The organism is Neobacillus dielmonensis (assembly GCF_000612665.1).
Lineage (GTDB): Bacteria > Bacillota > Bacilli > Bacillales > Cytobacillaceae > Neobacillus > Neobacillus dielmonensis.
In genome coordinates this window covers 42,820-64,046 of the sequence record NZ_HG942058.1, presented here as the reverse complement: position 1 = coordinate 64,046, position 21,227 = coordinate 42,820, and the positions used below count along the sequence as shown (strand labels likewise).

The 21,227-nt window shown below is 40.0% G+C and carries 18 protein-coding genes; 16 read left to right on the top strand and 2 right to left on the bottom strand.

Annotated elements, in window-relative coordinates; translation table 11 throughout:
• The first annotated feature begins 88 nt into the window (after positions 1–88).
• From BN2425_RS10770 to BN2425_RS10745, 6 genes are all read left to right on the top strand, one after another.
• Positions 89–1,171 (top strand): Wadjet anti-phage system protein JetD domain-containing protein, encoded by a 1,083-nt coding sequence (locus tag BN2425_RS10770; protein WP_042458838.1) that lies wholly within the window; start codon positions 89–91, stop codon positions 1,169–1,171.
• A gap of 2 nt (positions 1,172–1,173) precedes the next feature.
• Positions 1,174–2,661 carry a hypothetical protein gene (locus tag BN2425_RS10765; protein WP_042458835.1) on the top strand — a complete coding sequence of 496 codons (1,488 nt, stop codon included), beginning with the start codon at positions 1,174–1,176 and terminating at the stop codon, positions 2,659–2,661.
• A 30-nt stretch (positions 2,662–2,691) separates the two neighbouring features.
• A complete protein-coding gene (locus BN2425_RS10760; protein ID WP_042458832.1) occupies positions 2,692–3,450 on the top strand; it encodes a DUF6063 family protein in 759 nt (252 codons plus the stop codon).
• Positions 3,443–7,903 carry a coiled-coil domain-containing protein gene (locus tag BN2425_RS10755; protein WP_042458828.1) on the top strand — a complete coding sequence of 1,487 codons (4,461 nt, stop codon included), beginning with the start codon at positions 3,443–3,445 and terminating at the stop codon, positions 7,901–7,903. The genes BN2425_RS10760 and BN2425_RS10755 overlap by 8 nt, the downstream gene beginning before the upstream one ends.
• A 403-nt stretch (positions 7,904–8,306) precedes the next feature.
• Complete coding sequence (locus tag BN2425_RS23040) at positions 8,307–8,756, top strand: endonuclease/exonuclease/phosphatase family protein (protein ID WP_235714609.1); 450 nt, start codon at positions 8,307–8,309, stop codon at positions 8,754–8,756.
• 745 nt (positions 8,757–9,501) lie between these two features.
• Positions 9,502–9,885 (top strand): MazG nucleotide pyrophosphohydrolase domain-containing protein, encoded by a 384-nt coding sequence (locus BN2425_RS10745; protein WP_042458825.1) that lies wholly within the window; start codon positions 9,502–9,504, stop codon positions 9,883–9,885.
• A gap of 334 nt (positions 9,886–10,219) precedes the next feature.
• Here the strand turns inward: BN2425_RS10745 and BN2425_RS10740 are convergent, their stop codons facing one another.
• Positions 10,220–10,513 carry a helix-turn-helix domain-containing protein gene (locus BN2425_RS10740; protein ID WP_052352828.1) on the bottom strand — a complete coding sequence of 98 codons (294 nt, stop codon included), beginning with the start codon at positions 10,511–10,513 and terminating at the stop codon, positions 10,220–10,222.
• Positions 10,514–10,607: 94 nt separating this feature from the next.
• Between BN2425_RS10740 and BN2425_RS10735 the strand changes: the two genes are divergently transcribed.
• The 9 genes from BN2425_RS10735 (at position 10,608) to BN2425_RS10695 (ending at position 18,795) form a co-directional block, all read left to right on the top strand.
• The gene (locus BN2425_RS10735) at positions 10,608–11,321 is read left to right on the top strand and encodes a metallophosphoesterase (RefSeq protein WP_042458822.1); all 714 of its coding nucleotides are present in this window, start codon (positions 10,608–10,610) and stop codon (positions 11,319–11,321) included.
• A gap of 484 nt (positions 11,322–11,805) precedes the next feature.
• The gene (locus BN2425_RS10730) at positions 11,806–13,029 is read left to right on the top strand and encodes a threonine synthase (protein ID WP_042458820.1); all 1,224 of its coding nucleotides are present in this window, start codon (positions 11,806–11,808) and stop codon (positions 13,027–13,029) included.
• A gap of 177 nt (positions 13,030–13,206) precedes the next feature.
• Complete coding sequence (locus BN2425_RS10725; protein WP_042458818.1) at positions 13,207–13,944, top strand: gamma-glutamyl-gamma-aminobutyrate hydrolase family protein; 738 nt, start codon at positions 13,207–13,209, stop codon at positions 13,942–13,944.
• Between the two features lie 337 nt (positions 13,945–14,281).
• Positions 14,282–15,295 carry an alpha/beta hydrolase gene (locus BN2425_RS10720; protein WP_042458815.1) on the top strand — a complete coding sequence of 338 codons (1,014 nt, stop codon included), beginning with the start codon at positions 14,282–14,284 and terminating at the stop codon, positions 15,293–15,295.
• Between the two features lie 280 nt (positions 15,296–15,575).
• Positions 15,576–16,700, top strand: a complete 1,125-nt coding sequence (locus BN2425_RS10715; protein ID WP_042458813.1) for an NADH:flavin oxidoreductase — start codon at positions 15,576–15,578, stop codon at positions 16,698–16,700.
• A 378-nt stretch (positions 16,701–17,078) separates the two neighbouring features.
• Positions 17,079–17,225, top strand: a complete 147-nt coding sequence (locus tag BN2425_RS10710; RefSeq protein WP_081798044.1) for an HAD hydrolase family protein — start codon at positions 17,079–17,081, stop codon at positions 17,223–17,225.
• A complete protein-coding gene (locus tag BN2425_RS10705) occupies positions 17,191–17,547 on the top strand; it encodes a hypothetical protein (RefSeq protein ID WP_042458811.1) in 357 nt (118 codons plus the stop codon). The genes BN2425_RS10710 and BN2425_RS10705 overlap by 35 nt, the downstream gene beginning before the upstream one ends.
• The gene (locus BN2425_RS10700; protein WP_042458810.1) at positions 17,540–18,160 is read left to right on the top strand and encodes a GNAT family N-acetyltransferase; all 621 of its coding nucleotides are present in this window, start codon (positions 17,540–17,542) and stop codon (positions 18,158–18,160) included. The genes BN2425_RS10705 and BN2425_RS10700 overlap by 8 nt, the downstream gene beginning before the upstream one ends.
• Before the next feature lie 434 nt (positions 18,161–18,594).
• A complete protein-coding gene (locus BN2425_RS10695; protein WP_052352827.1) occupies positions 18,595–18,795 on the top strand; it encodes a GNAT family N-acetyltransferase in 201 nt (66 codons plus the stop codon).
• A 394-nt stretch (positions 18,796–19,189) separates the two neighbouring features.
• Here BN2425_RS10695 and BN2425_RS10690 read toward each other — a convergent pair whose 3' ends face one another.
• Positions 19,190–19,381 carry a DUF1272 domain-containing protein gene (locus BN2425_RS10690; RefSeq protein ID WP_074433046.1) on the bottom strand — a complete coding sequence of 64 codons (192 nt, stop codon included), beginning with the start codon at positions 19,379–19,381 and terminating at the stop codon, positions 19,190–19,192.
• A 389-nt stretch (positions 19,382–19,770) separates the two neighbouring features.
• Between BN2425_RS10690 and pdxR the strand changes: the two genes are divergently transcribed.
• Positions 19,771–21,180: a MocR-like pyridoxine biosynthesis transcription factor PdxR gene (gene pdxR / locus BN2425_RS10685; RefSeq protein ID WP_042458807.1), complete on the top strand. Its 1,410-nt coding sequence runs from the start codon at positions 19,771–19,773 to the stop codon at positions 21,178–21,180.
• Positions 21,181–21,227: the final 47 nt, after the last annotated feature.

The following is a 21,227-nucleotide window of genomic DNA, read 5'->3' as shown; positions in this document are numbered from 1 at the left end:
CAGGCCCATCGGGGACTGGTATTTTTCAATTGGCGCTTTTTGTCAAATCTAGTAAAATAGTAGGAGGAGTTGGAAAGGTGGAAACCGGATGAAGGATAAGATGAAGACGTGGTTACAGGAATATCTAAAAGCGCTTCAATTGCCAACCAAACGAAAAAAGATACATATCCAACAACTAGAAAATTACCTCATCAAAGATAAACTAAAAGAACCCATCCGCTATCAAGCCGAGAACGGTTACCGTTATTTTGTTCAAATCATGAATGAATTAACAGAAGAGGGTATTGTTACCCCCGTTAAGAAAAGTCCTTTGAACGGGAGAAGACCTAGCTTGCATACCGAATGGTGGCTGGAAAAGGCAGTCCTAGCGACTCAGTGGAGTGATACACAAATAATGGCTGTATCTAACCTTATGAATCTAAGCAAATACCGGCAGCATCCCGAATGGCAAACCGTTCAAGAATGGAAGCGAATCGAAATCCTCTATTCTTTTTTAAAACAAATCGAACAATACACCTGGGTGACAAGGGAAGAGCGATCGTTTCAGTTGTTTAGGGAAGAAAAATTCCTTGCCAATGAGGGTACTGGATTGTTGCAGCGATTGCAGATCACGTTGGATGATTTGAAAGCTAGAGTCTATGGGGAGCCGTTTGCTTTTTGGCTAGCGCCTCATGGTGACATTCGAAATGCCAAAACCGTTCTTATCGTAGAGAATCAATCTTTTTATCATACATGTAGATTATTAATCAATCGTGGCAAGGATATTAAGGGGATTCAACCGGATTTGGTGATTTATGGAGAAGGTAAGAAGATTGAGAAAAGCTTTAATTTCTTACATGATATCACCAACATGGAGGCTGTAACGATTGATTATGTCGGGGATATTGATCCGGAAGGATGGGGGATTTATGTGAGGTTAAAAGAAACCTATCCTTCTGCCAACATTGGTCTGGCTGTATCAATTTATGAAGCAATGCTTGATACATATTTAACTAACCACACAGAAAAGAATCAAAATGAGAATCGTACCTATTTGCAACGGGTGGTGGAAGATTTTCAGCAGCATGGACGACCGGACTTGGCTGAACGGATCCAACAGCTTTGGGAGGAGAAGCGGAGAGTTCCGCAGGAAGTGCTGTCTCTTGATAATATTGGACGGATAAAGGAGTAAGTATGAAAGTGCGATGGCAAGGCTTTGGGGAACGAATGAAGCGGTTAAACCCAATATGGAATTTGGGATCTGGCATGCAGCTTGCAGCTTTGAAGGATTATGCACAAATGCTGGCCCTAAGTGTCCTCTTGGAGGTATTTTACCGCGAAATTGAAAATAATCCAGATCGAAAAAAGCAGGATTTGGTAGGAATCACGAAATCTTGTATCAACGAATTACAGATCAACCTGGAGCCCGACAATCAGGATGAGTTGATTCAGAGGTTTGTAGACGGATTGCTTTGGAGCGGACAAGCTGAACTGCATCAGCCGTTTACCGCCAAGTGGTTTGATGAAAAGGAACAAGAAATCAAGGAACATCGTTTTCGATATTTAGTGGAAGACCGGGAAACCTCCCAGTGGGAAAAAGGCGGCAAGACGGTGTATCGCTGCTCGGATGAAGCGAAAGAATTAATTTTTATGAGCCGGGAAATCCTTCAGGAACTGGAGATTACGATTGACCAGCTGTATATTGAGCACTTAGTGAAAAATGGCCATTTTCAACAGGCGCTTTCCGGGTTAGATGATTTGATGGCACGGGTAAAACGGATGATTGCCAGGGAATTGGATTATCGGGAAAGCATGAAGCGGAATCCGAAGATTATTTTTCTACAAGAGCATGAACTCAGGAGCGGCCGTGAACAAGAGGTAAAGGAGCAATTTCAGGAAGAGCGAACCCGCTTTCAGCAAATGCGACAGCTGCTGCAACGGATTTCGTCTTCCAATCAGCATTATGAAATAGCCGAGAAACTGGAACAAACCAGAAGGGTTCATGACCAGCTGGCAAGTTATGTGGTGGAGAATATGCGCTTGGAAATTGAGCTCCGCTATGAATTTCCCAATCTCTTTTGGAAACAGCAGAATGTGACGTTTCAGAAGAGTTATTTTCAGGATTGGCTGGTGCTCGAAGGACTTCCACACCCGGATGATATGGGAATGCTGTTAGAACCTTTGTTTTCGCCACAACCTCATTTTATTTATCCGCTGGATTGGGGTTGGATGGAGCAGGAAACAGATATTCTGATAGATGAAGAAGAAGACGTTGTCGAAGAGGATACCGAAGAAGTAGAGCATCATAAGCGGGAAGTGGATTGGGACAAGGTAGTCCGATTGTGGGAGCCGCTTTTTGTTGAACTGCTGGAAAAAGGAGAGTTCTATCTTTCCAGATTGCGAGATATTCCTGAGTCGCTACAGGAGAAGTGGCTGGAACAAAAGGAAACGGTCGATTTGTGGATGCTGTTTCACAGTGAGTCTTTGGCGGTTCCTGAATTGGATGCCGAGAAAGAGCATGAGGATGAACGGTTAATCCTGCTCACTCATTTAGTCCGCCGACAGGATCGATTTTTCAAGCTAGAGGGGAAGACCATTTCCTCTTTGATTGACGCCAATCAGCCCATGATTCAGTGGAAGGGTGTAAGTATTTCCCCGTTTGTCTTGCGGATAACGGAGTAATGGTGCCAGGCACCTAAAGGAAGTGATGTTTTGAGTATTTCAACACAGCAGCTGCAGGATGCGGCCAAGATCTTTTTTCAATTATTGAATCGGAAAATGGTGTTAACGAATGATCCGATGATGAGTCCATATTTTGAAGAGGACGGAGTTCGGGATGCCTTGAAAGTTTTAGCGGAGGAATCGAGGACACGGATTATCCAAACGGCCGACCGCATTCATTTGGTTGCCCGCCCGGAAGGATCGATCTTTGCCACTTCTTATACCCAATTTAAGAAACGATATGGGGAAGTGGAAACGAAGAAGCATTTTTACCTGATGAATTTGATTATTTTCGTTTTTCTAGCGGAAATTGATATACCTTCCACCTCCAATCTTCGCTGGGAACATGCCGGTGTATCTTATTATTTGCTGGAAAAAAATATGACCCAGCTATTGGCCGAGTGGGATAAGGAGAATAAGGATACCGAAGGGAAGTTCAGTGAGGCCTATGGGCTGGCGGTCAATGAAATGGCCGAACTGTGGGGCTCGATGGCAGTCGATTCGGATACAGAAAACGAGGACGAACGAATTTCCTCTACAAGAAGGACACATATTGGACTTATCCATACAGCCATAAGGGTGCTTAGAGACGAAGGACTCGTTTATATTATCGAGGATGAAAAGCGCGTGATTCCTAGAATAGAGTTATATGAACGTTTGGAAGAAGGCTATCACCAGCAAGCGCGCTATGAAGAAATGCGTGACATTGTGCTGACGACGTTAAGGGCTGGAGGTGAAACAGATGCCTAGAATTGAAAAAGTCCGGATTACCGGTGTGCGGTATGACAAGATGAAAAAGCACTATGAAAATACGATTTTTGATTTTATCCATGAGGAAGAGCCCCAGCATGCCTTGTTAACCTTGGTTAATGGCGGCGGTAAAGGGATGCTGCTGCAGATGATGTTTCAAGCGTTGATGCCGCTTTCGACTTGGGGAAAGAATGGGGAGAACCATATTGATGCCCTGTTTTATAATGAAAAGCAGCAGTTTAATCCTTATACCTTTCATGTGGCGCTGGAATGGCGGTTAGATACCTATCCCGCTGAGTGGTTAGTGACCGGGATTTGCGTGACGGCACGCAAGACGGCCCAAGACAACGATGAAGTTGAAACAGAGCCCCAGTACTTTTTATATACGAGCAAATACCGCAAACCAGAGGATTGGACCATTGATACCATTCCTTTATACGATGAGGAGAAAAAGCTGACCACTACATATGAAGAGTGGGAGAACTGGCTGAAGAAACATAAGCAGCAGTTTCAATTTTATTCCCGCTCGAAACAAAATGCTTATTTCCAATATCTCTCTTCCTATGGCATTGAAAAAGCGGAATGGCGCCAGATGAAAGAGATTAACCGGGATGAGGGAGGGATTGAGCATTATTTTAAAAAAGGCCTGGATAACTTTGGATTGTTTCACCATCTGATTATTCCGGAAATTAGTGCCTATTTGCAAGAGGACCAGGAAGAAAATCTTATCAAGATTTTTCGGGACAATTCGATTATTGCTCAAAAATTACCGCAGCTTTTAAAACGGGAGGAAGCTTATCAGCTGATCCAGGAAAAGCTGGTGCCCATCAAAGCCACGTTAGAAGAAGGGCAAAGCTTGGAGGTAGAGGTGCAGGAGCATCATGACCGGGCGAATTATCTTTATTTTGGGATGGAAGAACAGAAGCAGACCAATCAATTTGACCAGAATAAGTGGGAAGAGGATCAACGGAATACCGAAAAGCAGCAGGCTGAATTTTTTTGGCAAAAGGATAATTTGGAGTATGCGAAAGAATGTCGTTCGTATGAGGATATTTCCGGTCAAATCCAACTGGCTGAAGAGCGTGTCAAGGAATTGGAAGAGAAGCAACAAGTACTTGAAACGGAAGAACATGGATTAAATGTGGACATCGCCCTTAAGGATTATGCTGAATCCACTCAGGCGTTGGAAGCTATTGATGCCCGGATAGATTTTTTAGAAGAAACCCAGAATTTGAATGAAGAAAAAGTTCAGATGGAAAAAATCGAGTTGCAGCTTGCGGAAAACTGGAAGACGATTGAATTAGAAATACGAGATGATTTGGGAAAGTTCCATTCGTTAGAAGCGAGGCTCGTAAAAGAAATAAAATCAATCCAATCGCAAATGAACCTCGAACAACAGGAGTTAAATGGTGTTCGGTCCAAGTTGGGCACTTATACGAATTTTATCAAGGCCCATAACCAAAAGGCGATAGGGATGGAGCAGAAATACGGGCGGGATGTTAACCGTGACCCGGATAGTGTCCAGCGTAAACTTTCGAAAGAAATGCAGGAGCTTGTGGCGGCTTTAGAAGACATGCAAGCGGAAACGACTTTGCTGCAGCAAAAGCAGGGGCAGGCAAAACATCAATTAGGAACAATTGAGGCCCTTATTAGCGGGAAAAAAGCTGACTTGCATAAAATAAAACAGAAAAAAGAAGCACGAATCAAGGCGGAACATTCCTTTCATAAAAATTGGTGCCGCTACTTTTTATCTGACCAGGAATTTCAAGCCTTTTCTGCTGATGATTGGCTGGACATTTCCGAGCAGTTGAAACAGGAAGCAGAAAAATTGCGGTCCCAATATGACCATATCCAAAAAGAGTACTGGTATCACCAATTGGATACATCTTTGGTGAATGGGGAATATTGGGTGGCCAACCATGATGTTAAGAAAATTGCCGACCTGCTGGCGGATGAAGGCATTCCGACCATGTATGGGACTCAGCTGCTTCAGGAGTTGAGTGGGGAAGAACAATCCTTAGTTATGGAACGCTATCCGTTATTGGCCTATGGAATTGTGGTTCATCAGCAGGATTGGGAAAAGAACATTAATCAAGTTAGTTTACAAACGTTATTGCTTCATTCTCCTGTACCGATTTTTATACGAGAAAGGATGAATCAGGCATTCTCCCTACCGTTTGAGATTATTCGGGAACAAGGAATTTCGATGGCGTTTCAACCCGATCAATGGAACCGGTGGAAGGAAAATCTGTCTGCCCTGACAGCTGGTTTTACCCGTGATTTAGAGAAGGTAAGGTCCAGGCAAGAGGATGTTGGTCAGCTGGTGGAGACGGTAAAAGTTCTTTCCGTTACCACTTATCAGGAAATCCTTCAGAAAGAGGAAGATCTCAACGGGCATTTGACGGATCTCGAAGGTCAGAAGAAGCTTTTAGAACAAGAATTAGTTTCGATAGACTCGACCCTTAAAGAGCTTGTGAAAAAGATGAAGCAAAATGACCAAGACCGGCAAATTGGCCTGAGGAAATTAAACGAGATGGAGTCTTGGATAGCGGCTTATAAGCAGTTTCAAGAATATAGTGACTTGAAATCGGAGGCTCAGACAAAAGAAGCGGTACTTGTTAAACGTATAGGTACTTTAGATCAGGATAAACAAGAGAGAGAAGGACGTCTTGCTAACTGGAGAAAGACATTTGAACATTGGAAAATGCATTCGGAGATGCAAACAGGCTTTTTAAAAGAGATTCTTCCTGATATCGAGTTTCCAAAAAGCGAGGCTCTCCATATGAATGAAGAAGAGACACCACTGTTAAGGCGTTCCATCTTTTATGAAGTTGGTCCGATGGTAAAGAGCTGGCAATCTCTTCAGCAAAAAATTCATAATGCGAATAGTGAATTGGCAGCGGAGAAAGCGAAAAGAGAATATCAATTCATGGATCAGCAACAGAAAAAGACTGCTTTAGAAGAGCTTGAGCCGGCATGGATGGACAAAGCTATTCCATTAGAGCCAAGGGAGATTTTTAAGGAAAGACTTAAAGGGAAACAGGTGGAATTGAAACAGCTCCTTGATAAGTTAGTATCTGTAAGGAGAAAGGCCGACCTTCTTGGCGGACAGATTATTGAAAAACGGAATAATAAGTTGAAGCTAGAACAACAAATCCTGAGGAACCACCACCGCAGTTCTGACCCTTGGGCGGAAGTGAACCTTGAAGATAAAGAGCAAGAAATCGAAGAAGAGCTGACAAAGATTAAGCAAGATCTATATGACCAGCAAAAGATTATAAAAGACTTAATTTGGCGTAAGCAGCAATTGGAAAAACAACAGGATATTTTAAAAACCCATGTCCTTAATTTCAAGCATGTTGGAGAAATCCCGGACGGATATAAAGACCCCATTAAGCAGGAACCGGAAAAACTAATTCAAAAATGGATCGGCCAAAATAATGAATTAACCAATCGTCAAACCCAATATCATAAAGGTTTTAAAGAGCGATTGAAAGATCTGAGCCAGGTCCTTCAGGATGAGAGAATTGATGGACCTCTAAAGAGCAGCCTTCAACACCTCCTTCCACAGCTAGAAAGTGATTCCATTCGTTCGGGGATAAATATTGTTTTAAGTGTCATGGAGTTTATCCAAAACGAGTTGCTGAAGTTGAAGGATGACAAACAAAAAGCCGAGAATGCCCAGGAAATTTGGGTGGACCGGGCCGTCTACCGAGTGATTCGAATTTTTCAATCATTAAAAGACATGGTTAAAAGGATGAAAATCAAGAACAAGGAAGGATACACCTTCCCGCTTGTGGAAATCGAGCGTTTAAAAGAAATTGAAACCGCTGATGAAGAAGAATATCGCCGCTTACTGCGAGAGCATTTTACTAAAACTATCGAGCAGCTGCTAGAAAGTGATGAATCGATTGAAAATATTCCTGAAAGTACCTTGAGGAAATATATCGATGATAATCAGTTGGTGCTGGTTTCGCTTCGGAATCGTTATCCGAAACTGGCGATTTATAAGCCTCAGACGACCAATGCGTTTTTATATGAAAAACCGAGGAAGCACCATTACACCGATTGGGAGACGTTAAATAAAGGTTCAAAGGTGGAAGCCAAGGGGAGCGGCGGTCAGCTGCTGGCAGCTAGAACGATGATTATGATGATGATCATGACGTTTAAACGGCAGGAACACAACAACAACTGGTCGGTTTTAATTACCGATAATCCGTTTGGCCAAGCGGTTTCTGCCCATATTTTGGATCCGATTTTCTCGATTGCCGATATTTTGCGGTTCCAGTGGATAGTGTTGGCTCCGCCTGAATTGATTAAACTGGACGTCAGCCGGCGTTTTCCTGTTTACTGGAAGTTGGAATTGAGCCAGCAGAAACAAGGTGAAATGATTAGAGAGGTCTTGCAGCATGGCGGACGGACTTTTGATGATGTGGAGTTGAGTTTGTTTTAGAGGAACTTTTCAATCTGGAAGGTTAGCTATGAACGGCAAATTGAAAGGAGAACTCTGTTGTGGTTCTCCTTTAATATTTAAAAAACTGATAGTCCAATAATATTTACTAATATAGGGAAGTTCCGAGTAAAATCAACATTCATAATATTATGTTAACACATAATTGGTGTGGCTTCTGGAAGGATTTAACCTACGTGATATTGGCGTGAAGTAAGAACGTGACGTTGGGATTTGAAGGGCTGGGAATCCACTTTTTCATGGCGGAAACAGTATAATTTCTTTAACAGGGATGCAATCAATAGCCTCGAAGATTACAATAGAGTTTGCCAAAAGGGGATCGGTTAATATTAAAATAATGTCCTATAACATTCACCACGCTGAAGGCGTTGACGGAGTACTAGATTTGAAACGAATTGCCAAGACCATCGAGGATGAAGGGGCTGATGTCATCGGACTCCAGGAAGTAGACAACCACTGGTCTGAACGCAGCGATTTTCAAGATCAGGCAAAGTGGCTGGCTGAGCGAATGGGAATGTTTTATGTTTATGCAGCCAATTTGGACAAGGCTCCATTAAATGAAGGTGAATCTCGCCGTCAGTATGGGACAGCAATTTTAAGTAAGTATCCAATCTTGCATTCCGAAAATCATTCCTTAACTAAGATTGGAAAAACGGAACAGCGAGGCCTCCTTGAAGCGACGATTAATGTAAAAGGAAATCAACTTCACTTTTTTAATACACATTTGGCCTTAACAACGGCAGAACGTCACATCCAGACGCAAGAAATTATTGATATCGCAGGACAATCAGAAGGACCAAAAGTAATTATGGGTGATTTCAATGCGGACCAGTAAGCAGTGAAATTCAGTCGATGTATAAACATTTCCAAGATGTATTTGCCGATAGTCCTGAAGCCTATACCTATTCGGCTTCGTATCCTTCCGAACGTATCGATTATATTTTTACCTCAGGAGACATATCAATTGAACAAAAAGAAGTAATAAACACTTTAGCATCAGATCATTTGCCAATAGTAGCTGCTATCGTATTGGAACGAACACAGCCCAATAAAAATGGTCTAAAGTAACAACTGCAAATTAAATGCTAGCAAATCAATGTCTTTGCTGGCATCTTATGTGACGTGAAGGACTTTATGAAAAAATTGTTTTTTCAAATCTTGAAATAGAGAACAAGGGTTACGCTTATAAGCGAGCCAATAAAGCAGAGCGAGGAAAGTAGGATAACCGCTATTTACATGCAACGATTTATTATACTCAAGTCAAGTAGGCAATTTGTTGACCATGTCATTTTAATTTGTTGAATAATACTCGTGACAAATTAAGGTTTGCTTCCGACTCGCAAAACAATATAAACCACGTAAGAAACGCGGAAATTATACTAGCCTATTCAAAGGAGTTTGTTTTTGTAGAAGATCTAAAAGCTTACATGAAGCAGCTGGAAATATCATAGTGATTGGAAAAAGCCAAACATATTATAAGGTATAAACTCGTCACAATTTGGTGGGGTATTTTTTATTATTTTAATCATGTAGAATTACTAGTATCATAATTGTAGACGTAAAAAAATGGGGTGCAAAAAATGAAAAAACTACAAGAGTTTTCTAAGCAATATCAAAAGGAAATGAATTGGCAAATAAAAACTGACAATTATGAGAAAGCAAAATCATCTTTATTAAATAATTACATGCTACTAACGACTGAGGTTGCTGAAGTTGCTGAGGAGCTCCGTAAAGCTTTCAATATGACCAACACTTTTAAAAATGAAGGTATGGAAGAGGATAAAGCATTTGAAATAGCTAAGGCTTCCATAAGAGAGGATTTAGGTAAAGAATTTGCAGACTGCTTGGCCTATATCACTAAGATCGCCAACTATTTTGATATTGATTTAGAGGAAAGTTTCTATTCAAAAATGGATGAAGTTAAAAATAGAAAAAACAGAGATGTTGGCTTAATAAAAAAGTAATATTTGTTTAAGACTGCTTACAAATCGTGTTCATTAAATATAGTATTCTGGTAGTTATAAAACCAATAATAGTTGATTGAATTTCTGTGATGTCAGCAAATGATTAACCATATGCTAAGTAAACCGGATGGTTTATTTGATTTCAATCCGAATGTAAAATAAGTTTAAAAAATATTATTGTTCGTAACTTTCACTCTTGATTGAAAAATGACTTGAAAATTGGCACTATAATAAAAATCGAGAGTAACGAAACAATCTACCAACTTATAACGCAGTGTTAGGAGATGCTAGTGACGAATTGAAACCAGGTTTTCGATCTAGACTTGCTCAAATTCTAAAGGCTCATCCTGCCTTTAAAGACACGGAAATCGTAGGGTGGGTTAGCCCAAAGTGAAGGGCTGCACCATTTCTGAAGAACTTCATCCATCTTCAATTGAACAGGATAGCTTACAGGATGCTTCTTAGTTGTTAACCCTTCCTGCCCGAACTTCCCGTAAACTTTCTCCCAACTGTCAATGTTTGAATACACCTTAATCCCATGTATCTTGGCAGTGGCTCTATATCCAAGTTTTCCTTCAAGATATTCTTTTACCACCTTATGTTTAAATTCATCACTATATTTGCCCATAAAAAACAACCCAAAAGCCGCAGTTTACTCTAACTTTTGGGGTGCAGTACAGGGAAGTCCCTAAAGTGATTCTAGCATTTTGGAGGGTGAAAAATTGAGACAAATTGTTATCTCTGATATTCATGGCTGTTTGGCCGAGCTTGATATACTATTACATAAAACACAAGCAAAACCGGAAGAAGTTATTTTTTTGGGAGACTATGTGGACACAGGACCTAATAGTTTGGATGTTTTGGATCGAGTAAGAGAATGGTGTAGTCAAGGAGCAACGGCTCTAATGGGCAACCATGATCACTTATTCTTACAATGGCTTGAGGACAAGGAAATCATCTTTTATTACGGAAACATTGGCGGAATCGCTACCATTAATAGCTGCTTACAAAGACTTGGGATAGAGAGAGTTGAATACTCACAACTTCTAAATAATCAACAAAAAGAGCAGGAAGTCAGAAAGATCATTCAGGAAAATTTTAGAGATCAAATAAATTTTTTGCAATCTCGACCATTATTTCAAAGGGATTCCAATTTCATTTTTGTTCATGCAGGAATCCATCCGAAAAAAGGGTTGGAAAAAACAACTAAGGTAGAATTTTTGAATATTCGAGAAGAATTCATTTATGAATATAATCACCCCGAGACCGTAATTTTTGGACATACTCCAACTAGAAGAATTCATAAGCGGAACAGCGTTTATTTTGGCACAAATCGTGTAATCGGTATCGATGGAGGATGTGCATTCGGCGGACAACTCAATGCATTAATCATAGAAGACGGCAAGTTCAGCCAAAAGTCAGTTTTAAAACTATAACGAAGAAAACAGGCATTTAGATTAATCCTGAATAATGCACTATAAAATAAGAATCGATTTTTAATCTTTTGCACTAGCCAGTCACGCCTCGAATATTTTTGTTTCATAGCATTGTTCCACGAGGAATAGAGAAAGTGTACTAACGCCACCTAATAAAAGAATTTCCTTCACCATGAAGGCGTTACCAGTCACTGATTGAGATCACAAGGGGTTCCAGTAGTCCTTTCATCCCCCAGAAAGTGGTAGACTTCTATTCCTCAAAACCAGTCTCCATTATTATTAAGAGGCTGGTTTATCCTGCTTTAACCAAATATAAACCATTCTTCGATGCATGCGTTAAATCATAGTTGAATAATCGGAAAAATAGGAATAATATGGAGATGTTGCTAGTTTTATTAAATTTTGGCTGAATGGGAACACAATATACTTTTAAAGTTTCTATATTTTTGATAGAGCTTAATTACATTTTACAGGGGGAAAGAAAATGACAAAGTATAGCTACATCTCTCATCTAGAGTGCCCAAAATGCGGCAAGACCTATGAGGAACAAAAGGTACAGCAATTGTGTGAATGCGGCTCCCCATTATTGGTCCGCTACAGTCTGGAAGAAGTAAAAGCCAACGTTTCTCGGAAGGAGCTTTTGAATCGGACCAATAGCTTATGGCGCTATCATGAATTACTGCCTGTACATAATGCGGAAAATGTTGTTACATTAGGCGAAGGTATGACCCCGTTGGAGAAGCTTCCATCACTAGGAGCAGAGTATGGAATTCAGCATTTATATATAAAGGACGAAGGAATCATTCCTACGGGCTCCTTTAAAACACGAGGAGCAAGTGTTGGAATTTCCAAAGCGAAGGAGCTAGGGGTAAAGCAATTAGCTATGCCGACAAACGGGAATGCCGGAGCGGCTTGGGCGCTATATGCGGCAAAGGCCAACATCAAGGCCACCATTGTGATGCCGATTGATGCTCCGAAAATCACTCGGAAAGAAGTCTATATTGCAGGGGGAGACTTGCATTTAATTAACGGTTTGATCAGTGATGCCGGAAAAGTCGTAGCGAGCCTCGTGCAAAATCACGGTGTATACGACGCCTCAACCCTGAAGGAGCCGTACCGGATTGAAGGGAAAAAGACGATGGGCTACGAGATTGTTGAACAATTTGGCTGGAAGGTCCCGGATGTGATTTTATACCCAACCGGCGGCGGTGTCGGCATCATTGGCATCTATAAGGCATTGCTTGAAATGCAGCAGTTAGGCTGGATTGATGAAGGGAAGCTTCCTCGCTTGGTAGCTGTGCAGGCGGAAGGCTGTGCCCCGATTGTAGAAGCCTGGAAAAAAGGAGAAAAGGAATCCAAGTTTTTCGAGAACTCTACGACATCTGCCTTCGGGATTAACGTCCCGAAAGCATTAGGGGATTTCTTAGTACTGGAAAGCCTTTATGCAACAGAAGGTTGTGCGATTGCGATTTCAGAAGAAGATTTATTACAGGCGCAAAAACAGGTAGCTTCTCTTGAAGGCAACTTCATTTGCCCAGAGGGAGCTGCTACATTCGCAGCAGCCAGGATTTTACGTGAACAAGGCTGGATTCAAGAGCATGAACAGGTGGTGTGCCTAAATACCGGTGCAGGCATCAAGTATCCTGAAACCGTTGAAATTGAGGGCGTGGAGGTTCTTCAGCCTGGTGACGAAATCTTGAATGGTTAGTTGGCAGTAACATGGACCTTTGCTTGGCCCTATGGGGAAGGTATACCCTCATCACAGCAGGTGCTATGGAAGCCGTGAAGAGTAATTAATGTACTATTTTTGCTGACAAAAAGGTTGAGGGATGCTCAGGCATGATTTATAGTACTAGAATAAGAGAACCATAGGGGGATTCAACAAATGAAAAAACCAGTTATCGGCATTACCGGTGCCTATGTGAACCACAATTTCTTTATGGAAGGGATATACGTGCACCAAGACTATCATAAAGCAGTAGCTGCCAATGGCGGTGTGCCGATTATTCTTCCTTATATTACTCCTGAGCTGGCGTTAGAAACGCTGTCCTTATGTGATGGGATTATTCTGAGTGGAGGTGAGGATGTCGATCCTCAATTTTTCCAAGAAGATCCCCATCCCCAGTTAGGACAGGTGATTTTGGAACGGGACCTGGTTGAGATTGCTATCGCAAAGTATGCAATTGAACACCATATTCCCCTTCTTGCCATTTGCAGAGGTATCCAAGTATTAAATGTGGCACTGGGCGGATCGCTTATTCAAGATATTCCTAGTCAAGTGAAAGACTGTATCCAACACACCCAGAAGGTGAAACGCAGTCAGGAGACCCATTGGGTAACGATTTCCAAAGATAGCCTATTATTTCAACTGTTCGGCTCAGAGCGCATAAGAGTGAATAGCATCCACCATCAAGCCATCGGTCATGTGGCTTCGGACCTAAGAGTGGTTGCACAGTCATCTGATGGCATCGTCGAAGCGGTGGAATCTATTCACCCAACCACGTTTACCGTAGGCGTTCAATGGCATCCTGAATCGATGGCAAGTCATAGCCCAGCCATGAACAAGTTGTTTGACGAATTTATCAAAAGTAGTAAGGAGAGGACAGTTTCTCGTGTTCTCTAATGAAAAAAGGTTATAGTCATAAAATGGTAGTCTAATTGAATTAATAGAGTAGTATCAAAAGTGGCAGAGAGATCTGGCTCTAGGACCTAACAGCAACCTGCATGGGCAAGGTGCTCCACCCAGCAAAGCAATACTACTTTGGATGATGAATCGGCAACAGCCCCTTTTGTACCATGGCAGAAGGGGTTGTTATTTCATTATAGGCTCTGTTAAAGGACTATGTTGATTTTTTTATCATTGATAATTCCGCATTTCATGCTTAAACGCAGCAAATATAAAGGTAATATATTCCTTTATGCGGAATTAAATAATATAATTAAGTCAACGGAGGTCGCCTATGTTCAGTAAAAGAGATTTTATTATTCCAAAAGAAGGTATAGATATTGTTAAAAGCATTGTTATTGGTGAAATTAATCAAACTATTTTAATTCAATCTTATGATAGTTCAAATCCTGTTATGTTATTTATTCACGGAGGTCCCTCTATGCCCTTACCAGGTGTATCTTCTAGAGGAAAAGATTACACCGTCGTTTCAAATATTAAGGAACTTGTGAAACATTATACCGTTGTTTTTTGGGACCAAAGAGGTACAGGTAAATCATACCACGAAGATATTCCTCAAAATACAATGAGCTTTGAACAATTTTTACAAGACGCAAACGAAATGGTAGATTATTTAAAAAGTGAATTTAAAGTGGAAAAGGTGCATTTAGCAGCTCATTCGTTTGGAACTTTAATTGGTATATATCTAGTGAATCGATATCCCAATAAATTCTATTCCTATACTGGCTTGTCTCAAATTATCAATTGGACAGAAAATGATAAACTTTCTTATGAACAGATAAAGAAAGAAGCGATAAAAAGAAATGATAAAAAAGCCTTAAAGGAATTAGAAGAAGTTGGAGAACCGCCCTATACAGATAGTTATAAACAATGGGGCGTACTTAGAAAATATCAAATGAAGTATAATACGATGATTTATTCTGATGAAAAAATTAAACACCCTGGTCTTTTCAAAATTACATTAGATATGTTTTTTTCAAAAGATTACTCATTTAAAGATTTAGTAAATACTTTTTACAAAGGATTTAAATTAGTCTACTCAGATGAATTTATTAAAAATATACCAAATATAAATGTAAAGGAAGAAGTCAAAGAAATAAAAGTTCCAACCACTTTTATTCATGGTACTAAAGATTTTCATGTCCATTTTGAGTTACTAGAAGAATTTTTAACAAGTGTTTCAAAAAAAGAAAAAGCGGAGTGCATTTTACTCAACAATTCAGCGCATCTTTTTCATCCTATCGATACAAAACAGATTGAAGAAATTTTAATTAAAAGCCTCTCTTAAACGTTCATGATGGTTTTTAATAAGTGATTTGGAAACTATTAAAGTAGGATTCACCTATGGAAACACCATTTTATTCTCTTTGAAGATTACTGGCATATGCATTTGCCGGCTGTTAAAGAAATTATTAATTCTAGTAAAACTAAGGTGAATGGTTATTCATTCATAAATTGATTTAAATCGGTGCCTGACAAAGCAGGACTTATCGATTTCTATTTCTCTATTAAACCTGTAAAATAAAGGTATTCTTGAGAAAACGAACTAGTGGAAGGAAGTGCTCGCCTTGGATCAAACGTACGTTGGTCATACTTTGTTTCAATCAGTACCGTTTGGAAAAGAGATGTTAGCAAGTCGATTAGTGATGGCACCCATGACAAGAATTTTTTCGCCAGGAGGAGTCCCTGGGGAAAATGTGGCTCAGTATTACCGAAGACGTGCAGAGAATGGGATTGGGCTCATCATCACAGAAGGGACAGCGATTAACCACCCGGCAGCCGTACAAAGCTCCGATATACCCCGTTTTTATGGTGAGGATGCCTTAAATGGCTGGGCACATGTTGTGAAAGAAGTCCATGAAGCAGGTGGCAAAATTATTCCACAATTATGGCATGTAGGTGCGGCTAAAAAAGCAGGCACTGAACCCAATATGGAGGAACCACCTGTGAGTCCGTCTGGATTCACTTTAAAGGGCAAAAGTAATGAGAAAATAAAGGCGTTAACGAAACAGGAAGTCCTTGATATGATTGATCGATACGCTGAGGCGGCCGCAAACGCAAAGCGCATCGGTTTTGATGGAATTGAGCTGCATGGGGCGCATGGCTATTTAATTGATCAATTCTTTTGGGAACGAACGAACAAGCGTGATGATGAGTATGGCGGGGATATAGGGGAGCGAACCAAATTTGCGGCAGATATTGTCCGTGCTTGCCGGAAGCAAGTGGGCCCAGACTTTCCGATTGTTCTTCGATTTTCACAATGGAAAGGAACAGATTATGAAGCGAAATTAGCGAATAGCTCGAAGGAGCTTGAACAATTCCTTACACCTTTGGTGGAAGCGGGCGTCGATATTTTCCACTGCTCAACCAGAAGAATTTGGGAACCTGAATTTAAAGATGAAGATCCATCCTTAAATCTAGCCGGCTGGACGAAACGGATTACGAAAAAGCCAACGATTGCCGTCGGTTCTGTCGGTATTAACCGTGCATACCTGAGTAATCAAGATCATGCTGACCGAACAATTGTAGACAATTTAGCTTTGATTGATGAAAAAATTAAAGCAGGTGAATATGACTTTGTCGCAGTCGGTCGTGCAGTGCTGGCTGATCCTGAATGGGCAACCAAACTAAAGAATGGTCAGCTTGACCGAGTGAAACATTATACGAAGGAATCTGAGAACTATCTAATCTGAACGAGAACGCAAAGCCGTGCTAGAACGGCCATAAGCCCTTGGAGATAAAGTGAAGAGGAGATTCTTTTTAAAAGTATGCGAGAAATAAACGACTAGATGTCTCTTATAAAATAAGGAGGACAAACATACGCAAGTAGTGCCTAACACCTTGCCTTTGTTTGTCCTCCTATTTTATTACCCTTTTGTAGATATATTTGTATTGGTCATTCAAATTCATTCCTCCGCTTTTTAATAAAATCATAGAAAAATTACACATTTTCAAGTTCAGTCCATTTATACGTTCTCAAAAGGGGGGCGTCCAGATTATAAATCTTAGCATCAAGTGTTCCCAACAAAAATTGCGAGTGTGTCGCTATCATTGGAGATAATTTTAATGATATGGATATGTTAGAATACGCAGGTTTAGGGGTTGCAATGGGCAATGCCCGAAATTTGGTAAAGCCGATTGCTGATGAGGTCACTTTGAGCAATAATGAGGAATGCCTAAAACATGCTGTGGAAAAGTATAGCCTTGCGTGTCTATAATAAAACTGCAAATTATATTAATATTGATGGAGAGTTTCAAAAAAAATATTCTATTTATGCTTTTATGGTTTATAACTTGATGGAAACCATTTATGACAAACATATTAGAGACGATGAATCTCGGATTAATTTTCTTTTTAGAAAGAAAACAGATTTATTTTGGAAAACTTGGGAACCAATTATAAAAGAAGAGTATAATCTGCATAGGGCTTGGTTTGATCATGAACCCAATAAAGCCAATTTTAAAGAGGATTTTAAAAAATTTATTAACAGTTTGGATGGAGGTCCAGTTCGGAAGGAGGAAAAAGTGAAAATTGACTGATATCGAGATAGTGAATGGTGGGTTAGTAGAATTAGGGTTTGTGTATCAACATTTTATTAAAGACTTTGCTGTAGAAGAACTTAAAAATTTCGAGCAACTTGAATCCCTTTTAAAAAGCGGAGATTATAAATTACTGTTGGCAATAGATAGAACGAATCATGAGAAAGTCGGATATGCTTTTATTTATGAGTTTATACAAAATAATGCGATTTGGCTCGACTATATGGCAATTATTCATAAGTATCGGAATAAAGGCTATGGAAAGATTCTTATGAATAAAATTGCTAATTATAAGCAAGATGAGCTTGGTGTATTTTTTGAGGTCGAAATACCTGTAGAAGGCCAAGATAAAGAAAATCAATTAAGAAGAATCAACTTTTATGAGAGATTGAGTGCCAGAAGGCTACATATTAATTATGAATTCCCAACAAACAATGGTGGATTTCCAATGTACCTCTATTTCTTACCTTCGGCTGATTTAAAGATATTGTCAAAGAATCTAATTCAAGAGGCCTTAACTGAAGCTTTTGAGTGTATACATACCGATGTTAAAAATAAAGCAAAAATCCTAAGTCATTTTTTCTCAACGATAGAAGATGAGCAATTTTTATAGAAAATAAATAAGCAAAAAGGCGATTATCAATCTTTAATCGTCTTTTTGCTATTTTTCGCCAATTCCTTAAAGAAGTTTCTTGGTTGTACTGCGGACTCCGTCATTTGTTAATTGGTATAAAATTGAATACGTTATTCTATTTTGTTGGATTATTAGACACATAGAATAGTTGAGTTGGAGTTGACAATGGGGTGGTCTTAATGCAAGTTAGGGTACTCACGGAAAAGGAATACGTAGAATCATTGAATCTTTCCATGTATGCGTTTCAATATAAGGTTCAGGAAGCGAAGCGGCATACCGGTTAGAAAAGAAGCAATGAAAAACATTAAAGTTTTAGGAATTTGGGATAAAGACCGTTTGGCTGCCAAGTTGCATATCATTCCGTCCGCGGTTTTTATGAAGGAAGATGTATCGCACATGGGTCGAATCGAAGGGTGGCTACTTTTCCTGAGTACAGACGAACCGGCCATGTCAAAGCCCTCATTACGGATGCCTTAAAACAGGTGAAAGACAAAAATCAAATCGTATCACTTCTTGCACCCATTCGATATTTCATTTTACCGGAAATTTGGCCGGGAAATCTTAAGACATTCGGGAATGTTAAAACGGAACACCAAGTAGTGGAACGAACATGACTAACATGATGATTCACAAGTTGCTATTCCAATTCCGCGAACAAAACGAAGGGGGATCTAGTCTATCAAGTCAAGCAAAGGAAAATGGAGGTGGAGCAGTTCGTTTCTCTTGACCAGGAAACGAGAGTGGGGCTATGAAGTTTTTTTTTTCAGCATGAATCCGTGGTCGAAACCGTGGCGAATAACCCTTTTTTTTATAAAAAAGGACATCCCATATTGCCATGCTGCAGGATGTCCTTTCTAAACAACATTTATCAACTTAATTTTCTTTTTTTACTCATGTCGATGTCGATAGGTCCATGAACAAAGAATACCGTTATCAAACTCAGAATTCCTAACAGATAGATAGAAATTGTGCAATAAAAAAACAGGGATAATCCCTGTTTAAAAACCTTTAAAGGGGACAAATATTTTGTGGCTTTCTAGGTCTTATTACAAGTTCTCCTCCGCAATTTGGACAAATATGATTCATTTCTTCCGTGCATGGAGCGCAAAAAGTACATTCATAAACACATATAAAAGCGAGTGAATTGTCATCAATTGAATCATTACAGCTTTCACATTTTTTTCGCATTTCTAATGCCATTGTATTGGTACCCCTTTCTAATTTGTTTATAGAATGAGTTTAGCAACTTTGCATGATCAATAATAGTGACAGTTATTATATTTATCATGGGTACAATGTGGAGGGTTTCCATGTATAAGAAATTTAACAATATTGTCGTATTATGGGAAACTGCCTATCAGTCCCAGAAAAAACATCTAATCAACTCCCCACTTTTTTACTATAGCTAAGATGAAATTAGTCTTCTATCATTTGGTCGGCCGGCTCTTTCCGTACTATGGGCATCCAGGACTTTATTTCCGGTAAGGAAAAAGGGAATTAGGTATTACTTATAGAACGTATAAAGAGTAGGAAAAAAGCATTATAAAAACGACTGCCTGTCAGAATACATCATTAAAAGAGGGAACTTTATGCTTGAGTTTTTCATAAATCTTGACCGAAATTCAATTCAGCCATTATTCGAGCAGGTATACAAGGAAATCAGAAATCGAATCCTTACCGGAGATCTTCAAAACGGGCAAAAGCTGCCCTCGGTCCGAAAAATGGCCATTGATTTAGGGGTCGGGAAAAATACAATTCTTCATGCCTACGAATTATTGCTGGCTGAAGGTTTAATCAGCAGTAAACCTCAGTCCGGATATATGATAGATTTTCAGGATGAGATGATGTTTACAGAATCCAAGCACCAGCAAATGACGACTTTCCAATCTGAGGGGGATAAAGAAGAGGTAATAGACTTTTATTACGGCAATATAGAATCGGAAGATCTTCCTTATTCTGATTGGAAACAGAGCTTTCAGAAGACCTTAGACCAAAATGAAAATACACTCTTAAGTTTATCGAATGTGTTCGGAGAGGCGCCTTTAAGGGAGCAAATAAAAATTTATGTGGAAACCAGCAGAGGGGTAAAATGCGATGTGGATGAAATAATGATTGGGGGAGGAATCCAGCAAATCCTGTTTTTCCTCGCATCGATTTTTAAACTGGAGGGCATAGAAAGGGTGGCTGTTGAAGAGCCGACCTACAATAAAGCTCGGCATATTTTTGGGACACTGTTTCAGGCACCATCTCTTATTCTATCTGAAGAAATTGACTGGGAAGGTTTACATAGCTATAAACCGCAAGCAATTTATGTGCATACCTCTCATAGAGGGACGGAAACGGTTATTATGTCATTGGAGAACCGTCTTGACTTACTGAACTGGGCAAAAGAAACAGGCAGCTATATCATTGAGGATGATTTTGAGTCTGAATTCCGAAATCTGAATGAAATTATCCCATCTATCAAGACCTTCGATGAGGGTAGAAATCATGTTATCTATATGGGGACACTCTCCTCTACACTAAGCCCGTTTGCAAAAATCAGTTACATGGTTTTCCCAAAAAGACTGATGCAAACGATGTATCAGTATAAGGGCCTATATGAACAGCCGGTATCAAAACTAATGCAATTAACGATTGCGGAGTTTATGAAAGCTGGTTTCTTTGGAAATCAGCTTCGTAGAATGCGCAAAAAAAACGCCTTGAAATTGGAGGCATTCAAGTGTTGTTTCGAGGAGTACTTTCAAGACCGTGTTCATATTTTTTCAAAGGATGCGGGCATCCACCTTTTAGCAGAAATCAAGGTGGCTAAAACGGAGGAGCAATTAGTTGCTGAAGCAGAAAGGGTTAAGGTAAGGGTATATCCAACAAAGGGCTTTTGGAAAAATCCCGCCCACCGGTATCCAGTCCTGCAATTTGGATTTAGTGGTGTACCGATTGAAAAGATGAGAGAAGTGGTTCAGAAGCTAGCTGACATTTGGCTGGATGAAAAAAAGTAAACTGTCCAGTTAAATAAACGGGAATTGTTCCTTTCCATACAGCTGCA

Bases quoted from the DNA above. Each gene is read 5' to 3' on its own strand.
- BN2425_RS10770 (WP_042458838.1), top strand. From the start codon at position 89: ATGAAGGATAAGATGAAGACGTGGTTACAGGAATATCTAAAAGCGCTT.
- BN2425_RS10765 (WP_042458835.1), top strand. From the start codon at position 1,174: ATGAAAGTGCGATGGCAAGGCTTTGGGGAACGAATGAAGCGGTTAAAC.
- BN2425_RS10755 (WP_042458828.1), top strand. From the start codon at position 3,443: ATGCCTAGAATTGAAAAAGTCCGGATTACCGGTGTGCGGTATGACAAG.
- BN2425_RS10745 (WP_042458825.1), top strand. From the start codon at position 9,502: ATGAAAAAACTACAAGAGTTTTCTAAGCAATATCAAAAGGAAATGAAT.
- BN2425_RS10740 (WP_052352828.1), bottom strand. From the start codon at position 10,513: ATGGGCAAATATAGTGATGAATTTAAACATAAGGTGGTAAAAGAATAT.
- BN2425_RS10730 (WP_042458820.1), top strand. From the start codon at position 11,806: ATGACAAAGTATAGCTACATCTCTCATCTAGAGTGCCCAAAATGCGGC.
- BN2425_RS10725 (WP_042458818.1), top strand. From the start codon at position 13,207: ATGAAAAAACCAGTTATCGGCATTACCGGTGCCTATGTGAACCACAAT.
- BN2425_RS10720 (WP_042458815.1), top strand. From the start codon at position 14,282: ATGTTCAGTAAAAGAGATTTTATTATTCCAAAAGAAGGTATAGATATT.
- BN2425_RS10710 (WP_081798044.1), top strand. From the start codon at position 17,079: ATGGATATGTTAGAATACGCAGGTTTAGGGGTTGCAATGGGCAATGCC.
- BN2425_RS10705 (WP_042458811.1), top strand. From the start codon at position 17,191: ATGCTGTGGAAAAGTATAGCCTTGCGTGTCTATAATAAAACTGCAAAT.
- BN2425_RS10690 (WP_074433046.1), bottom strand. From the start codon at position 19,381: ATGGCATTAGAAATGCGAAAAAAATGTGAAAGCTGTAATGATTCAATT.
- pdxR (WP_042458807.1), top strand. From the start codon at position 19,771: ATGCTTGAGTTTTTCATAAATCTTGACCGAAATTCAATTCAGCCATTA.